This is a genomic window from Campylobacter concisus, assembly GCF_003048905.1.
In the GTDB taxonomy this organism is placed as follows: Bacteria; Campylobacterota; Campylobacteria; order Campylobacterales; family Campylobacteraceae; genus Campylobacter_A; species Campylobacter_A concisus_V.
In genome coordinates this window covers 446510-465192 of record NZ_PIRO01000001.1, presented here as the reverse complement: position 1 = coordinate 465192, position 18683 = coordinate 446510, and the positions used below count along the sequence as shown (strand labels likewise).

General features: G+C 42.7%; 18 protein-coding genes, 1 tRNA gene and 1 pseudogene. 3 read left to right on the top strand and 17 right to left on the bottom strand.

The window, feature by feature from the left end; all coding sequences use genetic code 11:
• Positions 1 to 9 precede the first annotated feature (9 nt).
• From fdh3B to tupB, 6 genes are all read right to left on the bottom strand, one after another.
• Complete coding sequence (gene fdh3B, locus CVS95_RS02340) at positions 10 to 651, bottom strand: formate dehydrogenase FDH3 subunit beta (RefSeq protein ID WP_107695436.1); 642 nt, start codon at positions 649 to 651, stop codon at positions 10 to 12.
• A gap of 1 nt (position 652) precedes the next feature.
• A complete protein-coding gene (locus tag CVS95_RS02335; RefSeq protein WP_234400027.1) occupies positions 653 to 3463 on the bottom strand; it encodes a formate dehydrogenase subunit alpha in 2811 nt (936 codons plus the stop codon).
• A gap of 47 nt (positions 3464 to 3510) precedes the next feature.
• Positions 3511 to 3687, bottom strand: coding sequence for a twin-arginine translocation signal domain-containing protein (locus CVS95_RS02325; RefSeq protein WP_009496297.1), 177 nt, complete (start codon positions 3685 to 3687; stop codon positions 3511 to 3513).
• A complete protein-coding gene (locus CVS95_RS02320; protein ID WP_107695433.1) occupies positions 3674 to 4399 on the bottom strand; it encodes a molecular chaperone in 726 nt (241 codons plus the stop codon). Before CVS95_RS02320 ends, CVS95_RS02325 begins: the two co-directional genes overlap by 14 nt.
• A gap of 301 nt (positions 4400 to 4700) precedes the next feature.
• The gene (tupC, locus tag CVS95_RS02315; protein ID WP_107695432.1) at positions 4701 to 5654 is read right to left on the bottom strand and encodes a tungstate ABC transporter ATP-binding protein TupC; all 954 of its coding nucleotides are present in this window, start codon (positions 5652 to 5654) and stop codon (positions 4701 to 4703) included.
• 94 nt (positions 5655 to 5748) lie between these two features.
• Positions 5749 to 6441, bottom strand: a complete 693-nt coding sequence (gene tupB / locus CVS95_RS02310) for a tungstate ABC transporter permease TupB (protein ID WP_087584699.1) — start codon at positions 6439 to 6441, stop codon at positions 5749 to 5751.
• A 74-nt stretch (positions 6442 to 6515) separates the two neighbouring features.
• Between tupB and tupA the strand changes: the two genes are divergently transcribed.
• Positions 6516 to 7334 carry a tungstate ABC transporter substrate-binding protein TupA gene (tupA, locus tag CVS95_RS02305; RefSeq protein ID WP_103577135.1) on the top strand — a complete coding sequence of 273 codons (819 nt, stop codon included), beginning with the start codon at positions 6516 to 6518 and terminating at the stop codon, positions 7332 to 7334.
• Positions 7335 to 7739: 405 nt separating this feature from the next.
• Here the strand turns inward: tupA and CVS95_RS02300 are convergent, their stop codons facing one another.
• The 5 genes from CVS95_RS02300 to fdhD form a co-directional block, all read right to left on the bottom strand.
• Positions 7740 to 8609 carry a hypothetical protein gene (locus tag CVS95_RS02300; protein WP_107695431.1) on the bottom strand — a complete coding sequence of 290 codons (870 nt, stop codon included), beginning with the start codon at positions 8607 to 8609 and terminating at the stop codon, positions 7740 to 7742.
• A 51-nt stretch (positions 8610 to 8660) separates the two neighbouring features.
• Positions 8661 to 9986, bottom strand: a complete 1326-nt coding sequence (locus tag CVS95_RS02295; RefSeq protein ID WP_107695430.1) for an aminotransferase class V-fold PLP-dependent enzyme — start codon at positions 9984 to 9986, stop codon at positions 8661 to 8663.
• A 183-nt stretch (positions 9987 to 10169) separates the two neighbouring features.
• On the bottom strand, positions 10170 to 10358 hold the full coding sequence (locus CVS95_RS02290) for a sodium-dependent tyrosine transporter (RefSeq protein WP_107695927.1): 189 nt from the start codon (positions 10356 to 10358) through the stop codon (positions 10170 to 10172).
• A 10-nt stretch (positions 10359 to 10368) separates the two neighbouring features.
• The gene (locus CVS95_RS02285; protein ID WP_107695429.1) at positions 10369 to 11139 is read right to left on the bottom strand and encodes a winged helix-turn-helix domain-containing protein; all 771 of its coding nucleotides are present in this window, start codon (positions 11137 to 11139) and stop codon (positions 10369 to 10371) included.
• Positions 11132 to 11914 carry a formate dehydrogenase accessory sulfurtransferase FdhD gene (fdhD, locus tag CVS95_RS02280; protein WP_107695428.1) on the bottom strand — a complete coding sequence of 261 codons (783 nt, stop codon included), beginning with the start codon at positions 11912 to 11914 and terminating at the stop codon, positions 11132 to 11134. Before fdhD ends, CVS95_RS02285 begins: the two co-directional genes overlap by 8 nt.
• Before the next feature lie 399 nt (positions 11915 to 12313).
• On the opposite strand from fdhD, the gene CVS95_RS02275 reads away from it, so the two are divergent.
• Both CVS95_RS02275 and CVS95_RS02270 read left to right on the top strand, forming a co-directional pair.
• A complete protein-coding gene (locus CVS95_RS02275; RefSeq protein WP_234399989.1) occupies positions 12314 to 13591 on the top strand; it encodes a UvrB domain 3-containing protein in 1278 nt (425 codons plus the stop codon).
• Positions 13581 to 14239, top strand: a pseudogene (locus tag CVS95_RS02270) (M48 family metallopeptidase). The gene CVS95_RS02275 and the pseudogene CVS95_RS02270 overlap by 11 nt, the downstream one beginning before the upstream one ends.
• A gap of 100 nt (positions 14240 to 14339) precedes the next feature.
• On the opposite strand, the gene CVS95_RS02265 reads toward CVS95_RS02270, so the two are convergent.
• The 6 genes from CVS95_RS02265 to aspS all read right to left on the bottom strand — a co-directional run bounded on the left by CVS95_RS02265 (position 14340) and on the right by aspS (position 18650).
• Positions 14340 to 14416 (bottom strand) — tRNA-Ile (locus CVS95_RS02265).
• A gap of 122 nt (positions 14417 to 14538) precedes the next feature.
• Positions 14539 to 15057 (bottom strand): inorganic diphosphatase, encoded by a 519-nt coding sequence (gene ppa, locus CVS95_RS02260; protein ID WP_021090924.1) that lies wholly within the window; start codon positions 15055 to 15057, stop codon positions 14539 to 14541.
• Positions 15058 to 15127: 70 nt separating this feature from the next.
• The gene (locus CVS95_RS02255; RefSeq protein ID WP_107695427.1) at positions 15128 to 15463 is read right to left on the bottom strand and encodes a NirD/YgiW/YdeI family stress tolerance protein; all 336 of its coding nucleotides are present in this window, start codon (positions 15461 to 15463) and stop codon (positions 15128 to 15130) included.
• A 71-nt stretch (positions 15464 to 15534) separates the two neighbouring features.
• The gene (locus CVS95_RS02250; RefSeq protein WP_107695426.1) at positions 15535 to 15999 is read right to left on the bottom strand and encodes a hypothetical protein; all 465 of its coding nucleotides are present in this window, start codon (positions 15997 to 15999) and stop codon (positions 15535 to 15537) included.
• Positions 16000 to 16136: 137 nt separating this feature from the next.
• A complete protein-coding gene (locus tag CVS95_RS02245; protein ID WP_107695425.1) occupies positions 16137 to 16706 on the bottom strand; it encodes an adenylate kinase in 570 nt (189 codons plus the stop codon).
• Positions 16707 to 16892: 186 nt separating this feature from the next.
• Positions 16893 to 18650, bottom strand: a complete 1758-nt coding sequence (gene aspS, locus CVS95_RS02240; RefSeq protein WP_103604775.1) for an aspartate--tRNA ligase — start codon at positions 18648 to 18650, stop codon at positions 16893 to 16895.
• Positions 18651 to 18683 lie beyond the last annotated feature (33 nt).

Genomic DNA, 18683 nt, shown 5'->3' with positions numbered 1-18683 from the left:
AGCTAAATTTTAAGATTTTATTTTAAGCCTATCGCCAGCATAGTAGGCGAGCTTCCAAGTCAGAGTTTGCTTTAGGTCTTTAAAGCCGTAGCCGCGTGCCTTGACCCTATCGCCGTAGATCTTCTCTATCATTGCAGATTCGCCTACTAGCAGCGCCTTTGTCGAGCACATCGCCGCACAAACCGGCACTTTGCCTTCGGAAATTCTATCCTGGCCGTACTCTTCGCGCTCGGCTTCGCTATTTGTCGGTAGCGGACCGCCTGCACACATCGTGCACTTATCCATCGAGCCTTTGGCGCCGAACACTCCATCGCGCGGGAACTGAGGCGCGCCGAACGGACACGCGTATAGGCAGTATCCGCAGCCGATGCAGATATCTTTGTCGTGTAGCACGATACCATCGCTTCTGATATAAAAGCAATCAACCGGGCAAACCAGCGAGCACGGAGCGTCCTCGCAGTGCATGCAGGCTATCGAGGTTGATATTTCCTTACCGGGCATGCCTTCGTTTAGCGTGATGACGCGGCGGCGGCGGATGCCAAGAGGCAGCTCGTGAGCCTCGTCGCAAGCCACCGCGCAGCCGTTACAGTCGATACATCTATCGTCGTCGCAGTAAAATTTAAGTCTATTGTTATCGTTAAATTCGCTCATTTTACGCCTTTTCTATGCGGCATAGACCGCTTTTGGTTTCAGGAATCTGAGTGTTTATATCATATCCGTAGTTAGTGACGGTATTTGCGCTCTCGCCTACCGCATAAGGCTTGGTGCCTTCCGGGAAATTACCCGTCATATCAACGCCTTGCATATAACCCGCATAATGAAACGGCATAAAGATGGTGTCGGGTTTAACGGACGGTACCACTCTGGCGCGCACCTTAACCTTAGTACCTTCAGGCGAATGAACCCAGATGAAATCCCAGTTTTTAATGCCGTGTTTAGCCGCAAGTTCAGGGTGGATATCCGCAAACATCTCAGGCGTCAAGCGGCTTAGATACATACTAGCTCTCGTCTCCATGCCCGCGCCGCTAAAATTTACGAGGCGAGCCGTCGTGAGGATAATAGGAAATTCTTTTGAGTAGTCCTTTGCTAGCTGGACGGATTTAAATTTTGTATCGACGCGGTTTTGAAGTTTCTTATCCTCAAAGCTCGGATACTTCTGCGCTAGATCGAATCTAGGCGTATGCAGCGGCTCTCTGTGAAGAGGAATTTGATCCGCAAAAGTCCAAACGATCGTCCTAGCTCGCGCGTTGCCGTACGGAGCGATGTTTTTCTCCATGCATTTTTTAGCGATGATATTACTATCGTCATGTATCCAGCTGCCGCCTATTTTAGCCTTTTCATCTTCGGTTAGCGTGATGCCTAGCACCTTTTCGATGTTATCTTTTTTGATCTCCGGATATCCGCCCTTGACAAACGAATCTACGGGCGCGCTACCGTCTGCGGCTAATTGGCTAACTCCGTTATGCTCTAAGCCGAAGCGGTTTCTAAAACCCATACCGCCTTGCCTAACGGACTTGTTTATATCGTAAAGTATCGGGCTGCCCGGATGATCCTCCGTCCAGCACGGCCACGGCAGACCGTAGTATTCGCCTTCGACTACGGTGCCCGGTTTTCCTAGACTTGTTTTTTCGTCAAATTTATCCCAGTTTTCTTGGTGCCTTTTGAGCCTTTCCGGAGTCCAACCCGTCATGCCGATAGTTTTTATTATATTTGCGATCTCGCGCGTAGCGACCTCAGGCCACTCGATCTTGCCTTCGGCGTCTCTGATCGTGCGCGTTAGCTCGTCATAGTAGCCTAGCCTTTTGGCAAGCTCAAACAAAATTTCGTGATCCGGCATACTCTCAAAGAGAGGCTCTACAACCTGGCTTCTCCATTGGCCGCTACGGTTTGTCGCTACGACCGTACCGCTAGTTTCAAACTGCGTCGCCGCAGGCAGTATGTAGACGTCGTCTTTTTTGTCAGTTATCACGCCGGCATCGTTTACGAAAGGATCTACCAGCACTAAAAGCTCAAGCGCATCTAGGCCTTCTTTTACTTTTACTTGTTGCGCGGTTGATGTGATACCGTTGCCGATTACCACTAAGGCTTTTATACTGTCGCTGGCATTATCTACGGCTTCGTTGCCGTTTTTACCGTCAAGCACGCCCGCCCACCATTTTGATAGCGTAAATCCGGGTTTAAACATCATTTCAGGCTTAACGAAATTCTTTTGGAGCCATTCAAAATCGACCTTCCACATCTTAGCGAAGTATTTCCAGTTGGCTTCGTTTTTTGGATAGTACCCGGGTAGCTCGGTCGGCAAATTCGCCATATCCGTCGCGCCTTGAACGTTGTCGTGACCGCGCAGAATATTACAGCCTCCGCCCGATACGCCCATATTTCCTAGCACTAGTTGCAGGATCGGAGCGATACGAGTGTTTGAGCTGCCTATGGTGTGCTGAGTTAGACCCATCGCCCAAACGACCGATCCCGGGCGATTTTTGGCATAAACTTCGGTTATCTCAAGAAGCGTCTCTTTTTTGATCCCGCAAACATCGGCCACGACTTCAGGCGTCCATTTGGCAGCCTCTTCGCGGATCAGATCCATACCGTAGACGCGGTCGTTTATAAATTCCTTATCTTCCCAGCCGTTTTGAAAGATGATATTCATCATGCCGTACATAAAAGGTATATCCGTGCCGGTGCGAATTTGAGCAAAATAATCAGCCTTTGCAGCAGTTCTCGTGTATCTTGGATCGACCACGATTAGCTTTGCGCCGTTATTTTCCTTCGCTTTTAGAAAATGTCTAAAGCCGACCGGGTGATTTACCGCCGGATTTGCGCCCACTATAAAGATAGACTTCGCGTTTTGGATATCTCCAAGATGATTGGTCATAGCTCCGTAACCCCAAGTATTCGCCACACCGGCGACTGTAGAGCTGTGTCAAAGACGTGCTTGGTGATCTAGATTGTTAGTCCCGAACATCGCTACGAATTTGCTTATATAATAGCTTTGTTCGTTGCAATCTTTTGCAGAGCCTAGAAACATCACTTGTTCAGGGTTTTTCTCGCGATACGCTTTTAATTTGGCGCCGATCTCGTCAAGCGCGTCTTTGTAGCTGATGCGTTTCCATTTGCCGCCTACTTTTTTCATCGGGTATTTCACGCGGCAGTGAGAGCGCACCATATCGATGACGTCGCTGCCCTTACAGCAGTGGCCGCCCGCGCTTACCGGGTGATCTTGGGCTACTTCTTGGCGTACCCAAACGCCGTTTTCTACCTCGGCGCGCACTCCGCATCCAACGGAGCAAACCGTACAAACGGTTTTTACGATTTTAGAGTTTGGAAACGGATTTGCCATTTCTTCTTTTGTGGCGCTTCTAGTTACGCCGCTAGCAGCCAGCCCGCTCATGCCGCTCGCTACGCCTGCTAGCGCGGCCATTTTTAAAAACGATCTTCGCCCGACTGCGTTTGAGTGGGGCATAAGACGTAAATTTGCCTCAGACATATTCATCCTTTCTTAAATTTTATTTATTTCGCTTGTTCGTAGTATAGATCCCAGTTTTTGCTTCTTTTATAAAGCACTTCGGTCTTTTTGCTTTTACCGTATTTTAGGTTTGACGCCGCTGCCGTCGCTACTCCGGCCGTAGCCGCTACCGCGCCGACTAGCCCCGCCTTTTTTAAAAATTCTCGCCTATTTTTTTGCATTTTCTTCCTCCATAGCTTTTATCTTTCTCACTCGGTTTTTTTGCCTTCTTATGGCCTCAGATCTTGAAACTCCGTCCAAAGTCTTTTTGTTTTTGCCTTGATTTATAGGACGCGGCGCGCTTAAAACTACGCGCTCAAACTCTATAAATCCTTGCAAAAGCACTGCGACGTCTTTGTAAACTTCGCTGCTTTCGTGGTTAAAAAGATCATTTATAAATTCGTCGATGTTTGGGTTTATGATCTCTTTAAAAAGCTGCTCCTCAAGCTCGCCGTATAACTCCAGCTCGCTCTCTCGCGCGATAAATTCGCTCATTAGCGCAAACACGAAACCCACGTTGTCTTCGTTTTCTTTAAATTTAGCCTCGTCGCGCCTAAGGTCGGTGCGGGCTAAAATTTTACGCACTTTCGCGCAGGCATGCCCGACCTCGTAGCCCTCGTCGTAGTAGGACAGCGAGTTTCTAAGCGGACTTGGCAGAGCGTGGAAAATTTCATCGAATTCATCCGCTAAATTTTGCGAATTTTTCTCGTCGAATTTTGCCTGTATGCGCATTATCGCGGCGGCCGATTCCTCGTTTAGAGCGTGCGCCGAGGCAAGGCCTAGCATCGCGTTTACGCCGCTAAATCTATCGGCTTCTTGGCTAAAAACGAAAAAACGCGAAAATAGCGAGTAGTAAAGCCCACGTCCCGCCGCAAATTCGCCCTTGCTAGTCATCGCCTTCCTTTATCATTTTTGTCTATTTTTTGAGATTTTTCTCGATTGTGAAACTATACTACTTTTTGGCTTATTTCTTATACTTAAAAAAAAATAAATCAAAAAAATTAATATATGCTTAAATATGCCTTAGTTGCATATTACTTACGGCGAATTTTAGGAGATAAAATAAATATGAAATTTCAGCATATATATTGCATTTACGCTTCATTTTGATATTTACTTTTAACTAGGCTCTTTTAACGGGCGTTAAACGAGTCTAAATTTAAAATTTGAAGCGAAATTTGCAAAATTTCAGGGCTCACTCAAGCCCCAAAAACGCTTCCTCGTCAAATTTAAAATAAATATTTTCGCCGACTCTAAAATTTTGCGAATTCGCCGCCAGCGTTTTAATCAAAAAGTCGCCGACTTTGATTTTCACCAAAAGATCTTTGCCAAGATAGAGCGAAACCGAGTGCAAGATGCCCTCAAGATAGCCTTCTATCGGCGTTTTGCTTAGCGTTATTTTACTTGGATTTACGGCGATCTTTACGGCGTTACGTAAATTTTGCGGTAAATTTACGCTCGCGTTTTTGTCAAATTTTAAAACCCCGTCCCGCGCGTCGAATATATTTTTGTACTCGAATTCGCACACACGCCCCTTGTGCAAAAAGACGTTTTCTTCGGCAATGGCGGTTAGCCATTTGTCGTCGTGGCTAGCGATCACAAAGCCGCAGCCGTATCTTTGCCGCATGTAAAGCACCGCTTTGCCAAACAGCTTTGACGTGCCCACGTCCACGCTATTTGTCGGCTCGTCGAGTAGATAAAGACGCGATCTAAGCGCCAAATTTAACGCAAAGCTAACGCGCTGCGTCTGCCCGGAGCTTAGCTCAAAGTGGCGCTTGTTTAAAAAGCTCTCGTCAAGCCCGACCAAATTTAACGCCTCGCTCGCTCGCTCGTCAAATTCCCACAGCACTCCGCGGCTTTTTAAAACGGCTTTGAAATTTTCCCTCACGGAGCGTTTTAAAAGCGCGGGCTCTGGTAGCAAAACGCTAACGTCGCGCAGTAAATTTAGACTAGGCGCGCTGCTTCCCCACAGCTGCACTTCGCCGCTAGTTGGCTTTTGCAAAAACGAAATCACTCGCATAAGCGTACTTTTGCCGCTACCGTTGCTGCCCGTTAGCGCGGTGATTTTGGCGACGTCGATATCAAGGCGTGGGATATTTAAAATCTCGTTCGCGCCGTAGTTTAGGCGTAAATTTCTAACGTTTATCACTTTGCGCCTTTCTCGTTAAATTTAAATAAAAGGCTCAAATTTGACGCGCCCAGCCCGCTTTTTACGAGCGTAAAATTTCTAAATTTATCAAATTTCATCTATCAAGCCTTTTTAGCGCATGTATCGCCAAATTTACCGCAAATGCGATAAAGATGAGCACCAAAGCTAGCGCGATACCCATCGCAAACTCGCCCTTGTTCGTCTCCAGCGACACCGCAGTCGTGATCGTGCGGGTAAAATACTTGATGTTGCCACCTATCATCATCGCAATGCCCACTTCAGCCACGATTCTGCCGTAGGCTGTGGCGATAACTACCATGAGAGCGTAGCGCAACTCATAAAGCACGCAAAAAACTAGCTTTGCTGGCGCAAGGCGTAAATTTAGGATAGTTAGATAGTGCTTTGTCTCCATATTTTCAACCACGCTTGCAGTAAGCGAGATGATGATAGGAAGGGCTAGCACAAACTGACCCAGCATGACCGCTTTTAGCGTAAAGAGTAAATTTAGGCTGCCAAGCGGGCCATTTCTCGTGATAAATGCATATAAAATAAGACCGATCGCAACCGTTGGCATGGCAAGAGCTGTGTCACTTAGAAGGCGTAAAATTTTGCGGCCCTTAAAGTCATAAAATCCAAGCGAAAAACCAAGTGGAAAGCCTATAAGAACGGCAAAAAGTATCGACACACTTGATGTGTAAAGGGTAGCCTTGATGGCTGAATATGTTTCAAGATTGCCGTTTAAAAGTAGATTAAAGGCTTCTGCAAAGCCGTGAAGTAAAAAATCCAATTATTCTTTCCTAGCATATTTCTTAAGATTATTTTAAATGTGCTATAATATCACAATTTTTTTAAAGGAGAAAAATGAAAAAGATTATTTTAGGCTCACTAGCAGCCGCAGTTTTGGCGTTTGGCGCTGATAATGAACTAATCATGGCGACTACAACAAGTACAGATAACACTGGCTTGCTTGACGCGATCTATCCAGTTTATAAGGCAAAAACAGGCGTTGATATAAAATGGACAGCTGTTGGCACAGGCGCTGCACTAAAGCTTGGCGAAGACTGCAACGCTGACATACTTTTCGTTCACTCACCAAAAGTTGAGAAAGAATTTGTAGAAAAAGGTTTTGGCTTAAAAAGAAATGCCGTAATGTATAATGACTTCGTCGTTATCGCTGATAAATCAATCGCTGATAAATTTAAAGGTAAAGATATAAAAGAGAGCTTTGAGCTTATCAAAAAAGATGGTATCAAATTCTTCTCACGTGGCGATAAATCAGGCACAGACAATAAAGAAAAAGGCATCTGGAAAAAGATCGCTGGTGAAGTCCCTGAAAAAGACGGCTGGTATATGCAAACAGGCCAAGGTATGCTAGCTACAATAAATGCTGCTGCTGAGCAAAAAGGCGTTACATTTACTGATCGTGGTACTTACATTAAATATGAAGCAAACCAAAAAGGTCATCCTGAGATGGTCATCATCAACGAGGGCGACAACGATCTTAAAAACTTCTACTCTCTAATCGCAGTAAATCCAAAACACTGCCCTAAAACTGACATCGAAAATGCAGAGAAATTCATAAAATGGGCTACAAGCGAAGAGGGTCAGAAATTTATAGGTGACTTTAAGCTGTTAGATAAGCCGCTTTTCACGCCTGACGCAAACAGTCGCAAAAACTAATTTTATTTACGCGCAAATTTGAGTCGAATTTATGGCTTAAATTTGCGTGATTCGGGTGCACTTTGCGCCCTTTTTATAAATCAAATTTAAACTCTCCGACGTTATTTTTAAACGTCTCAAAACATTTATTACTAACAACTTCGTCTTTAGTGCATGCTTGATATAATTTTAGTAATTCTAAAGTCGTTATTATTAATATACCTTCACTTTTTGCATAGCTTATTTGATTGGCATGTATCGGCTCCCTTTTGCCAGGCTCTATGTCGCGTTGAGGGTTAACTATTAGCAGGCCTTTTACACTGCCAGGAGACTTGGTATCGTCTTCGGCTATTAAATCAGTTACATGTTTCTTGCACTGTGCTATATTGCTATTTTTAACGTTTGTGTTTATCCCTTTTATCTCTACTATAAAGTTAATATCTCTAAATTTGAATCTAAAATCTTCTTTTTTACATCTATAAAATGATCATCTTGTAACTTAAAAATATCTACTAAAATTCCCTTTACCACATCAATCAACTCATCTCCATTTGAATACAGGATTGATTTGAATCTATTATTTTTATCAATTCGCCTATCTATATCTTTAATTTGCCGATACATATTCAATAATTCACTACGCTTATTTTTTAACGCAGCATCATCAAAGTATTCCAAACTATTAAACCAATCAGGAACATCGGATTTTTTAAATCTAGAAACAATAAATGATATTAAAATTTCTAAATCATTGGTTGTGTTTTTAATCAAAAGAGTAGTTGAGTATAGCCTTTCATTATGCTTTACTATTGTGCTCTTACCTCCATTTGACCATTTAATGGTCTCTTCTTCCACATTGTCAAATATAAAATCGGAATAAAAATTTCGTTCGTTTATGGTCGTTGTGCTTATTTCATATCTTAGCCGCGCATAAGACAAGGTTAATTCGCATAGTTCATAATTAATTTGCTTGATAATATCTTTAATTAAAATAGTTTGAGCAGTTAAGCCTCCAGAACGAAGCAATGATACTTTTGTGTTCGCAGGCATTAATATGATAGACATGCTTTTTTTAGAGTTCTCCATAATTTCTTTTAATGTTTTAAGGTGATATACGGCCTCAGTGCACTTTTGGTATTCTGGGCTGAAACTCCATAAGTTAGGACTATTTAAATCTATAACATTTATATCAAATTCATCAAAACTCTTAGGATGTTCAAAAGTGCTAATAGTGCAAGACATGTGCGGATCATTTATTTTAAATATTGTGGAGTAAGATATTATTTGAATTTTCATTTATTATATTTCCTTAAACTTATTTACTTCCGTTTAACCACTATTGTAAAGCTAAATTTTCCCGCCGAACATCTCATACATCGCCTTTTCCTCACCCCAGAGCTCGCGGTGTTTTTTAGTGCAGGATTTTATCGCGCCCACTAGATAATGCACGTCTTGCTCGGTGTGCGTGTAGTGCAGGCTCACGCGCACGAAGCCGGGCTTGCTCTCGGGCATGCGCCCCTCCTTGATACCCAGCAGATCGTGAGCATACGGCCCCGCGCACATCACGCCCGCACGCGTCTGGATACCGAAGTCGTTACTTAGGCTCGCGGCGAAATCATACGCCGAGACGCCGCGCACGTTAAACGAAATTATCGGCAGCCGCGGCGCGCCCTTTGGAGCGTAGTTTATGATCTCGTCAATGCCCGCTAGCTCGCTCTCAAAAAGCCGCGCTAGCTCGTCCTCGGCGCTTTTTATTTGCTCGAAGCCCACCTCGTTTCGCAGCGCGTAAGCCAAATTTGCCCGCATAAGCCCGATAATAGGCGGCGTACCGCCTTCTTCTAGCTGCTCGGGATTTTTCAAAAACACGTGCCCTTCGCGGCTAGCGTAGGCGACCGTTCCGCCCGCGGCAAATGTCGGCACGTCGCTACCGAGCAGCTCTTTTTTAATCGCCAAAAGCCCGCAGCTAGCAGGCCCTCCTAATAGCTTATGCGGCGAGAGGAAAATAGCGTCGAAGTAATCGCAGTCTAAATTTGCGTGCGAGCTCAGCGCCGCGCAGTCAAAGGCGACGATACCGCCCGCAGCCCTGATTAGCTCGCTGATCTTTTTATAGTCGCTAATGACGCCCGTGACGTTCGAGGCGGCGCTAAATGAGCCGATGATGCGGCGTCCGGCATTTAGCTTCAGGATGCGCTCAAGCGCTAGCAGATCGATCTCGCCGCCCTCGCTAAGAGGTACGCGCAGGTAGTCGCAAAGCCCCTCGCGATAGCTAAGCTCGTTTGAGTGGTGTTCGTAGGGCGAAACGAGCACGAGCGGAAGCTGCGCGGTACGTAAATTTGCCTCGCCGATCGCGCTTCTGGTCGCAGGCGGCAGATAGATGCCAAGCAGCTCCTGAAATTTCTTGATCGCGGCCGTCGTGCCATGTCCGCAGGCGATGAGACAAAACCGCTCGTCAAGCCCCAGCAGCTTTTTTAGGCTCTCTCTCGCGCCCTCGTAGCGTCTCTGCGTGATGATCGCACTAGAGCTACTGTCGGAGTGGGTGTTGGCGTAGGTTTTTAAAATTTCGCCTATCTCGCGCTCTACGGGCTCATAAGCAAGCCCCGAAGCCGCGAAATCAAAATAGTGCATGCCAGGTTTTAGGATGATATTTTTTCTTATTTCGTCTAAATTTGCCATTTTTTACTCTTTAAATTTGATACGGTAATTATAGTAAATTTTCGCAAATTTGGGGCTTTTGCGGCGGAAATGATTTAGTAAATTTGGAGATTAAATTTGAGCAAGCTAAATTTAACCGCAAAGCGGCAAATTTAACTTGATAAAGCACAGAAGCGCGAGCCACAGAGGCTCACGACTATTTTATTATTTGTTTATAAAATTTTTCTCTAGCCACTCGATAGCTTTTGCCTCAGTTTCGAAGCATCCGCTTTTAGCGACCTGATTTTGCCCCTCGTAGAAGCGAATCCTGATACCGTCTTGGACGCTATCTACCTTTATTCTAGTGATCTTGTCTTTGTTTAGATAGACCCTATCGTTTAGTTTTACGTACATTTTTTCTCCCTTAAATTGATTTTTTATCTTTTTTGTAGTCTTTAGTTGCGTCATTTTTTTCGCCGTCTTTTTTCAAGAACAACTCCTTAAAGCGCTTATCCGCAAAATCCTCGATGTCGTTTTGAAGCTGCCTATAGGCGTTTATGAGCTCATGCGCGCGCTCGTTTAGCGTCGTACCGGCATTTTCGCCGCCGCCTTGCCTAGTCGTAAAAAGCTCCTCTTTTAGATTTTTTTGCAAAATTTGCAGATGAGTCCAGCATTTTTTATAGTTCATTCCTAGGATTTCGGCGGCCTTTGAGATCGAGCCGACCTCGGCGATGACGTCTAGGACTTCGGTTTTGCCCTTACCGAATATCAGCTCGCCCTCGTCGTTTTCTATCCAAGTTTTGGTTTTTACTCTCATCTTTTTTCCTTTCTTCTCCTTAAAACACCCTAGCTGGCAGTATTTTACGTCGATTTTATAGTCTTTTAGCGTAGAGCGGATCGTCTTTAGCCCCACGCCCGCAGCTGCGTCTCTAGCGTCTTTGCACAGTATTCTGCCCTTTTCATCGGTCATTTGTTTTAGCTGCGTCATCACGGTGTATTTGCCGCGTCCGTTTTCTAGCCCGCCAAACTGTCCCAGCTCGCAGTTGTCGATCTTTACGCCCATTTTTTCAGCCTCGTCGCTAACCTCGCCGATCTCTACGCCTAGCTTTGCGGCGATCCTAAACGCCGCGCCGCAGTCTAGCCTGCCTTTTGGATTTAACAGTTTTGTTATCAGTTCACGGATTTGCTCACTCATAGATTCTCTCTGCGCCGCTATACACGTTTATGTTTTCGCCGCGAGCAAAGCCGCACAGCGTTAGGTTAAATTTACGCGCTATCACGACGCCAAGACTAGTCGGAGCCGTACGCGAGACGAGCACTGGGATGCCGTGCATGACGGCTTTTGCGACCATTTCGGAGCTGAGCCTGCCGCTCACCATCAAAAACGAATTTTGCAGCTGCGCGCCGGCTAGTATAGCTTTGCCGACGGCTTTGTCTATGGTGTTATGCTGAGCGATATCCTCGCCGATGTAAAACTGCTCTCCGTTCACGAAAAGCTTAGCCGTATGCACGCAGCCCGTCATCTCGTAAAGCTCGCACTGCGTGTAAAACTGCCCCATCTGGCGCAAAATTTCGTCTTTGTTAAATTTGACGTCGGCCTTTACGGAGCGCGCCGCCATAGCCTCAGGGTCGATGTTTGCCGTCGAGCTACGCCCGCAGCCGCTGATTATCACCTTTTCCTCGTCAAACTGCTCGAGGCGTTTTTCGTTGATTTTAGCCTTTACCCGCACGCTTAAAGCGTCGCTTGAGAGCTCTATGCTTTCGATATCCTCAGGGCTTGCGATCAAATTTTCGCTGATTAGGTAGCCAGCAGCTAGAGCCTCCTGATCGGTCGGAGTCGCCATGAGTGCGCCAAAACGCTTGCCGTTTATGTAGATCTCAAGCTTGATCTCGCGCACCAAAATATCATCAACGGCGCTTTTTTGCGCGCCTTTAAATTTGGTGATTTGGGTCGTAAAAATAGGTTGCATGATTTTCCTTAATTTTTGCGAAATGATAGCTTGAAAATCTAAATTTAAGATTTGATTGTAGTGAAATCTTGCTTAAATCAAGCAAAAACTTAAACGTATTTTAGCGCGTCTTTATCGGTATCTGATGATGATTTGTATATGCGAATTTAGCATATATCTTAAGATATTTTTGACCACGATTTTATCATTATCTATTATTTGCATAAGAAATGAAGGAATAATAAAAAATAGCATAAGGCTAGAACGAGATCGCACATAACTTGCCGCATATGTAGGTTAAATCTTGAAAAATCATAAATATAATTTGCGGCCTGACGTAAGACCGAGAAGGAAATTTATATTATAGAGTCGAGTCAAAAAACTAATTTTGTCAAGCCGTATTTTACTGTTATATGGCCCGTGCATGACTCAAACACGCCGACCGTATATAAAAAGCCCTTAAAATTTATTTATGGTGACGAGATAGATTTGCTCATCGTCGTGGATAAGCTTTTAACAGGCTTTGACGCGCCAAGAGCAAGTACGCTTTATATAGATAAACAGCTAAGAGAGCATAATTTGCTCCAAGCCATAGCTAGAGTAAATAGGCTTTATGATGGGAAAGACTACGGCTACATTATTGATTATAGAGGGCTTCTTGGCGAGCTTGATCAGGCGCTTACTAGCTATGCTTCGCTAAGTGGCTTTGACCCGGAGGATTTAACTGGAGCCGTGATAGACGTAAGAAGCGAGATAATAAAGGCAAAGACTTACTATACTCATCTGGACGATCTTTTTAGCAGTGTGAAATTTAAAGACGATCTAGAGAGCTACGTGTCGGTTTTAGAGGACGTGCAAAAACGAGATGACTTTAAAGAGTGGCTATCGCAGTTTGCTAGGGCGTTTAAACTAGCGCTTTCAAGTGAGAAAATTTATGACATATTAAGCGAAGAGGAGATTAAAGCTTATAAGCAGAGGGTTAAATTTTATAACGAGCTAAGAAAGGCTGTGCAGCTAAGGTATCACGAGGCTTGCGACTTTGGCAAATACGAAGCGCAGATGCAAAAGCTGCTCGATACTTATGTAAATGCACAAGGGGTTAATGAGCTTACAAAGCTTGTAAATATCTTTGAGACGGAATTTGACGATGAGGTGCAAAGGGTAGAGGGCAAAAACGCAAAGGCTGATACGATCATCAGCGCCGTAAGCGCGGTGGTAAAAGAAAAAATAGACTCAAATCCAGCCTTTTATAAATCAATAGCACAGCAGATACAAGATATCATCGACGAGTATAAAGTAAAAAGGCTAAGTGAGGAAGAAAAACTTGCCAAAGCAAAACTGCTACAAGACCTCATAACTGGTGCTTTAAAGCCAAATGAAGACAGGTATCCAAAAGAATTTAATGGTAAGAAAATTTTATTTGCCATTTATGATAATTTGCTCGACATTTTGGGAGATGTGGAGCTTGTGGATGTCGAGGTGGTCGCTAAAAATTTGAGCATGAAATTTTATGAAATTTACGAAGAGGCCTCAAGAAAACCAGAATGGCACAAAAATAAAGACGTAGAAAATGAGATAACAAGTCAGATGGAAGATGCCCTTTGGGAGATAGAGGACGAATACGGCGTTTTAATCAATGAGAAGGAGAAAATTTACCAAACTATCCGTGGAATAGAAATAAGCTTCTATGTCAAATGAGGTGAAAATCATCAAAAAAGAGGTGAAAAATATCACCTTAAAAGTTAGACCAAATGGCGAAGCGATCCTAACGGCGCCAAAAACGACAAGCGATGAGCATATAAAATTTATCATAAAAAAAGAGCTAAATGGATAACGCAAAAGCGTACGTTTTTTGCCTCGTTTAGGCCGCCCGAAAAAGAATACGTAAGTGGCGAAGACTTTAAATATCTTGGGCGAAGCTACCGGCTTAAAGTCGTGCAGTCTAAAGAGGAGCGCGTAAAGCTACAAAGAGGCTATCTGGAGCTCTTTGTGAAAGATAAAAGCGATATAAAACGAAAAGAAAAATTGGTCTATGAGTGGTATCACGAAAAGGCGATGCTATATTTTTTTAATATCTTGCAAGAGTTTAACAAGATAGTAAAACAAGATATCAAAAGCGTAAAAATAAGGCAGATGAAGACGAGATGGGGGAGTTGCAATCCTTATAAATCATATATAAATTTAAACATAGAGCTCATCAAAAAGCCAAGAGTGTGTATCGAGTATGTTGTATTTCATGAGCTAGTGCATCTGCTCTATCCTGACCACTCAAAGAAATTTTATGATTATCTAACGCTTTATATGCCTGATTGGCAAAAACGCAAGGAAATTTTAGAAAGAGTTTAGAAAATTTGGCTTAAATTTTGGACTATTAAACATTTTTGTATTTTAAAATCTAAGGAAAAGTGATGAAAAATTTTTAATTTTTTAATGTTGATAAAGTAGGTGGTGGGTTCACCAGGACTCGAACCTGGGACCATCCGGTTATGAGCCGGATGCTCTAACCAACTGAGCTATGAACCCACAGTTGAAAGAAAATCGTATTATACAAGAAAAAGCTTATCTAAATATAAAAAATAGCCTTTTTTACGTGGAGTATAAAACGAACAAATTTAAAAAGAAAAGCCCTAAAATAGGGCTTTAAATTATTTATAATTTTTAATAGCAGCGTCTAAAATCTCTTTTGCAGCGTTTGCGTCTTTAAATTCTTTTACCTTTACCCATTTATTTGGCTCAAGAATTTTATAAGTTTCAAAGAAATTTTTAATTTTATTTAGCGTTGCAACTGGTAAGTCTTCGTAGCTTTTTATCGCTTCATATCTTGGATCGATCTTTGTAACTGGTACAGCCAAAAGCTTCTCGTCCATGCCTGCTTCATCTTCCATCACCAAAACGCCTATTAAGCGGCAAGGGATGACGCTGCCAGCTTGAAGTGGATACTCGTTTAGCACCAAAATATCAGCTGGATCGCCATCGGCTGCAAGTGTATTTGGCACAAAGCCATAGTTTGCTGGATAGAACATCGCTGAGTAAAGCACGCGATCAACAACGACTGCACCGCTATCTTTATCGATCTCGTATTTTATATTTGAGCCATAAGGTATTTCGATTACGGCATTGATTTTGTCTGGGTTTGAGCCAAATTTGATCTTTGAAACGTCCATATATTCGTCCTTTGTGTTAGAAATTTTCGTGATTTTAGTATTTTTTGCATTAAATGCGTGTAAATTTTAACTACCTTATGATTTCTACGCTATCTACGTCGATCTCTGTTTTCATAAGGTCTTTATCTATCTCACCTCTTATTCGTAAAGGCGTATCTTCATTGACTGTTATGTTGTCCCATTTATTATTATCGATCTCAACAACGATGACGTCACCATTTTTATCAATAAATTCATATTTGTCTGATTTTATATGTGACTTTATCTTACCCTCAAGTACGACTTTGGCGTCGTCGTTTAGTTTTAAGGCATCTTTTACACTTATCGTTTCACTTGAGTGCTTTGATGTGAAGCCTCCAGCCATCGCAATGCTAGCAGATATTGCAGCGGTTATGATCTTTTTCATTTTTATCCTTTTAAATTGGTTGTGAAATTTTAAGGGATAGTACATTTATGATATTAATAAAAGGTAAGTTTTTACATAAAATCTTTTGTAACAATTTTATAGATGTTTTTAGCGGTAATCGGTAGCGCTCTATCTGCGCTACCACCAAGAAAGCCATATCTAATCTCGACAGTAACGTTAAATTTGGCCACCTCTTTGCCGCTTTGATCGACTAAATTTACGACCGCGAGAGTCTCAGATTTACCAGCTCCACCTATGCCCAGAGTTAAGTGTCTAAGGATCCTAACTCCATTTTTTGTTCTTTGTATATCACATTTTATGATTAAGTCGTCACCGTATTGGTCTTTCTTTTTTAAAAAGGTATTTATGTATCCTTCTAGTTTTTTATCAAGTTCAGTTTCGCCACAAACCGCTTTAGCACTGCTGTACTTATATGCAGTATCCTTTTCAACCATTTCTATATACTTTTTAGCACATCCTGTAAAGGCAAAAATGGCTATGATCGCAAGTAGTATTATAAATTTAAATTTATGCATAATTTCATCTTTGTTTAGGTCTGTTAAAAATAAATTTAGAATTGTAGGGAAGTTACATTTAAAATAAAATTAAAAATAAGTATATTTGAATGATATTTCTTTGAGACCTTGCACATTTTGATGCAAGGTCTGCGAGTTCATAAAAGTTTAGCTAGTAAATCTTTGATATCAGCCACGATCTCGTCAATGCCACGCTCGCCATTTACTACGTGAAGTAGCTCTTTTTCGCTATAAAATTTGCGGATAGGTTTGATCGGATCAAGATATACTTTCATGCGGTTGTTAAAGACTTCGTTATTATCGTCAGCGCCTCTTGCACGGCCAAGCACTCTTGCTCTTGCCACATCTTCGCTAACATCTACTTCGATGACACCTTTTAGAGAAATTTCATCTTGTTCGCTTAAGACTTTGTCAAGCTCGGTCATTTGCTCAACGCTTCTTGGGTAGCCGTCGATTATGATGTTTGATTTATTTGAGCTTTTGATAGCTGAGACGATCGCATTTACGACAACGTCAAGCGGAACTAAATTTCCTTTTGAAATAAAGCCATCTATAAGCTTACCAAGCTCGCTACCGCTAGCAACCTCAGCCCTTAAAAGATCGCCAGTTGAGAAGTGTGCAAATTTCTCATCTTGTTGTGCGATGATCGATGCATCTGTTGTTTTGCCGCTACCTGGAGCGCCGATGATTAAAAATAAATTCTTCATTCTTTCCCTTTTTATATTTTTTGAGCGCCTTTGAATGAGTTTGAAAATTTCATCCTGCAGCAGACTATATGTCTAGCTTTGGGATGAAATTTTCTGCACAACATCCAAAATCATCTCAAAAATTTAAATTTTTAAAATAACTCAGATTTAGACATTCAAAAAGTCTAAATTTATTGCAATAAATTTTTAAGCCTTTTGCTCTTTTTCTCTTATCCTTAGTCCTAGCTCTCTAAGCTGCTCGTTGCTGGCGTGGCTTGGTGCCTTTGTTAGTGGGCACTGAGCGCGCTGTGTTTTAGGGAAGGCTATGACGTCACGGATCGAGCTTGCTTTATTTACAAGCATATTTAGTCTATCAAAGCCGATCGCGATACCGCCATGTGGAGGCGCACCAAATGTCAAGGCATCAAGCAAGAAGCCAAATTTCTCACGCTGTTCCTCTTCGTCTATACCAAGAAGCTTAAAGACCTTTTGTTGGATATCGTTTTTGTGAATTCTTATACTTCCGCCACCAAGCTCAAAGCCGTTTAGTACGACGTCGTGAGCGATAGAGAGGATATCTTCAAGATCAGGCTCATCTATATTTTTTGGCATAGTAAATGGATGGTGCATCGCAGAGTAGCTGCCATCGTCGTTTTGCTCAAACATTGGGAAGTCGAGCACCCATAAAAATTCAAGTTTGTCTTGATCAATGATACCCATTTGTTCAGCTAGGAAAATTCTAAATCTTCCCATATAATCAAGCACGATTTTTTTCTTGCCAGCACCAAAAAATACTACGTCACCAACTTTTAGCTCACATCTTGATATGATCTCGTCAAGATCGCTTTGCTCGAAAAATTTACAAAGTGGGCCTTTTAGTCCTTCTTCTTTCATTTGGAAGTAACCAAGACCTTGCGCGCCAAATTTACGTACAAATTCCTCAAATCTATTCATTTCGCGCTTGCTAAAGATGTTGTCGCCATTTGGTACTTTTAGTGCTTTGATGCGGTTTTTCTTCTTATCTTTTGCAATAGAGCTAAAAATTTCATTGCTTGAGCGCTCGAAAATATCGATAACATCGATCATTTTTAGATCGTATCTAAGATCAGGCTTGTCTGAGCCGTAAGTCTCAGTGGCCTCTTTGTAGCTCATGCGTCTAAATGGCGTTTTGATGTCGTATCCGCAGGCTTTAAAAATATCTTTTAGCATCGTTTCAGCCATATTTATGATATCTTCTTGCTCGACAAAGCTCATTTCTATATCTATTTGGGTAAATTCTGGTTGGCGATCAGCCCTTAGATCTTCGTCACGGAAGCATTTTGCGATTTGGAAATATTTATCAAAGCCCGAGCACATCAAAAGCTGCTTAAATAGCTGCGGGCTTTGTGGGAGCGCGTAAAATTGGCCTGGATATACGCGGCTTGGCACTAGGTAGTCTCTCGCACCTTCTGGAGTTGCGCGCGTTAAAACTGGAGTTTCAAACTCGATAAAGCCCATTTTATCTAGGCTGTTTCTAGCTGCGATCGCAGCACGAGAACGCATTTTAAATATATTTTGCAAGCGCTCGCTTCTAAGGTCTAGAAAACGGTATTTTAGCCTGATGTCCTCATTTACGCTCTCATCGCCTATCATAAATGGTAGTGGCTCGCTTGGATTTTCGATGATTAACTCACTTACTATTACTTCTATCTCGCCAGTTTTTAGCTTCGGATTGGTTAGTCCTTCGCCTCTAGCTCTTACTTTTCCTTTTGCTTTTAAGACATATTCATCTCTTACTTTTGCAGCCACGTCATGTGCTTCTTTGCTATCAGCCGGATCGCAAACTAATTGTATAAGCCCGCTAACGTCTCTTAAGTCGATGAAAACAACGCCACCGTGGTCTCTATATGTATTTGCCCAGCCACAAAGTATTACTTCTTTGCCGATGTCAGCTTTGCTAAGATCGGTGCAATAATGACTTCGCATAAAATGCTCCTTTGCAATGTTTTTTAGGCAATT

Coding starts and splice junctions, on each gene's coding strand:
- CVS95_RS02255 (WP_107695427.1), bottom strand. CDS start 15,463: ATGAAAAAGATCATAACCGCTGCAATATCTGCTAGCATTGCGATGGCT.
- aspS (WP_103604775.1), bottom strand. CDS start 18,650: ATGCGAAGTCATTATTGCACCGATCTTAGCAAAGCTGACATCGGCAAA.
- CVS95_RS02320 (WP_107695433.1), bottom strand. CDS start 4,399: ATGACTAGCAAGGGCGAATTTGCGGCGGGACGTGGGCTTTACTACTCG.
- fdhD (WP_107695428.1), bottom strand. CDS start 11,914: ATGCAACCTATTTTTACGACCCAAATCACCAAATTTAAAGGCGCGCAA.
- tupA (WP_103577135.1), top strand. CDS start 6,516: ATGAAAAAGATTATTTTAGGCTCACTAGCAGCCGCAGTTTTGGCGTTT.
- fdh3B (WP_107695436.1), bottom strand. CDS start 651: ATGAGCGAATTTAACGATAACAATAGACTTAAATTTTACTGCGACGAC.
- CVS95_RS02290 (WP_107695927.1), bottom strand. CDS start 10,358: ATGTACGTAAAACTAAACGATAGGGTCTATCTAAACAAAGACAAGATC.
- CVS95_RS02285 (WP_107695429.1), bottom strand. CDS start 11,139: ATGAGTGAGCAAATCCGTGAACTGATAACAAAACTGTTAAATCCAAAA.
- CVS95_RS02250 (WP_107695426.1), bottom strand. CDS start 15,999: ATGCATAAATTTAAATTTATAATACTACTTGCGATCATAGCCATTTTT.
- CVS95_RS02295 (WP_107695430.1), bottom strand. CDS start 9,986: ATGGCAAATTTAGACGAAATAAGAAAAAATATCATCCTAAAACCTGGC.
- CVS95_RS02325 (WP_009496297.1), bottom strand. CDS start 3,687: ATGCAAAAAAATAGGCGAGAATTTTTAAAAAAGGCGGGGCTAGTCGGC.
- CVS95_RS02245 (WP_107695425.1), bottom strand. CDS start 16,706: ATGAAGAATTTATTTTTAATCATCGGCGCTCCAGGTAGCGGCAAAACA.
- ppa (WP_021090924.1), bottom strand. CDS start 15,057: ATGGACGTTTCAAAGATCAAATTTGGCTCAAACCCAGACAAAATCAAT.
- CVS95_RS02300 (WP_107695431.1), bottom strand. CDS start 8,609: ATGAAAATTCAAATAATATCTTACTCCACAATATTTAAAATAAATGAT.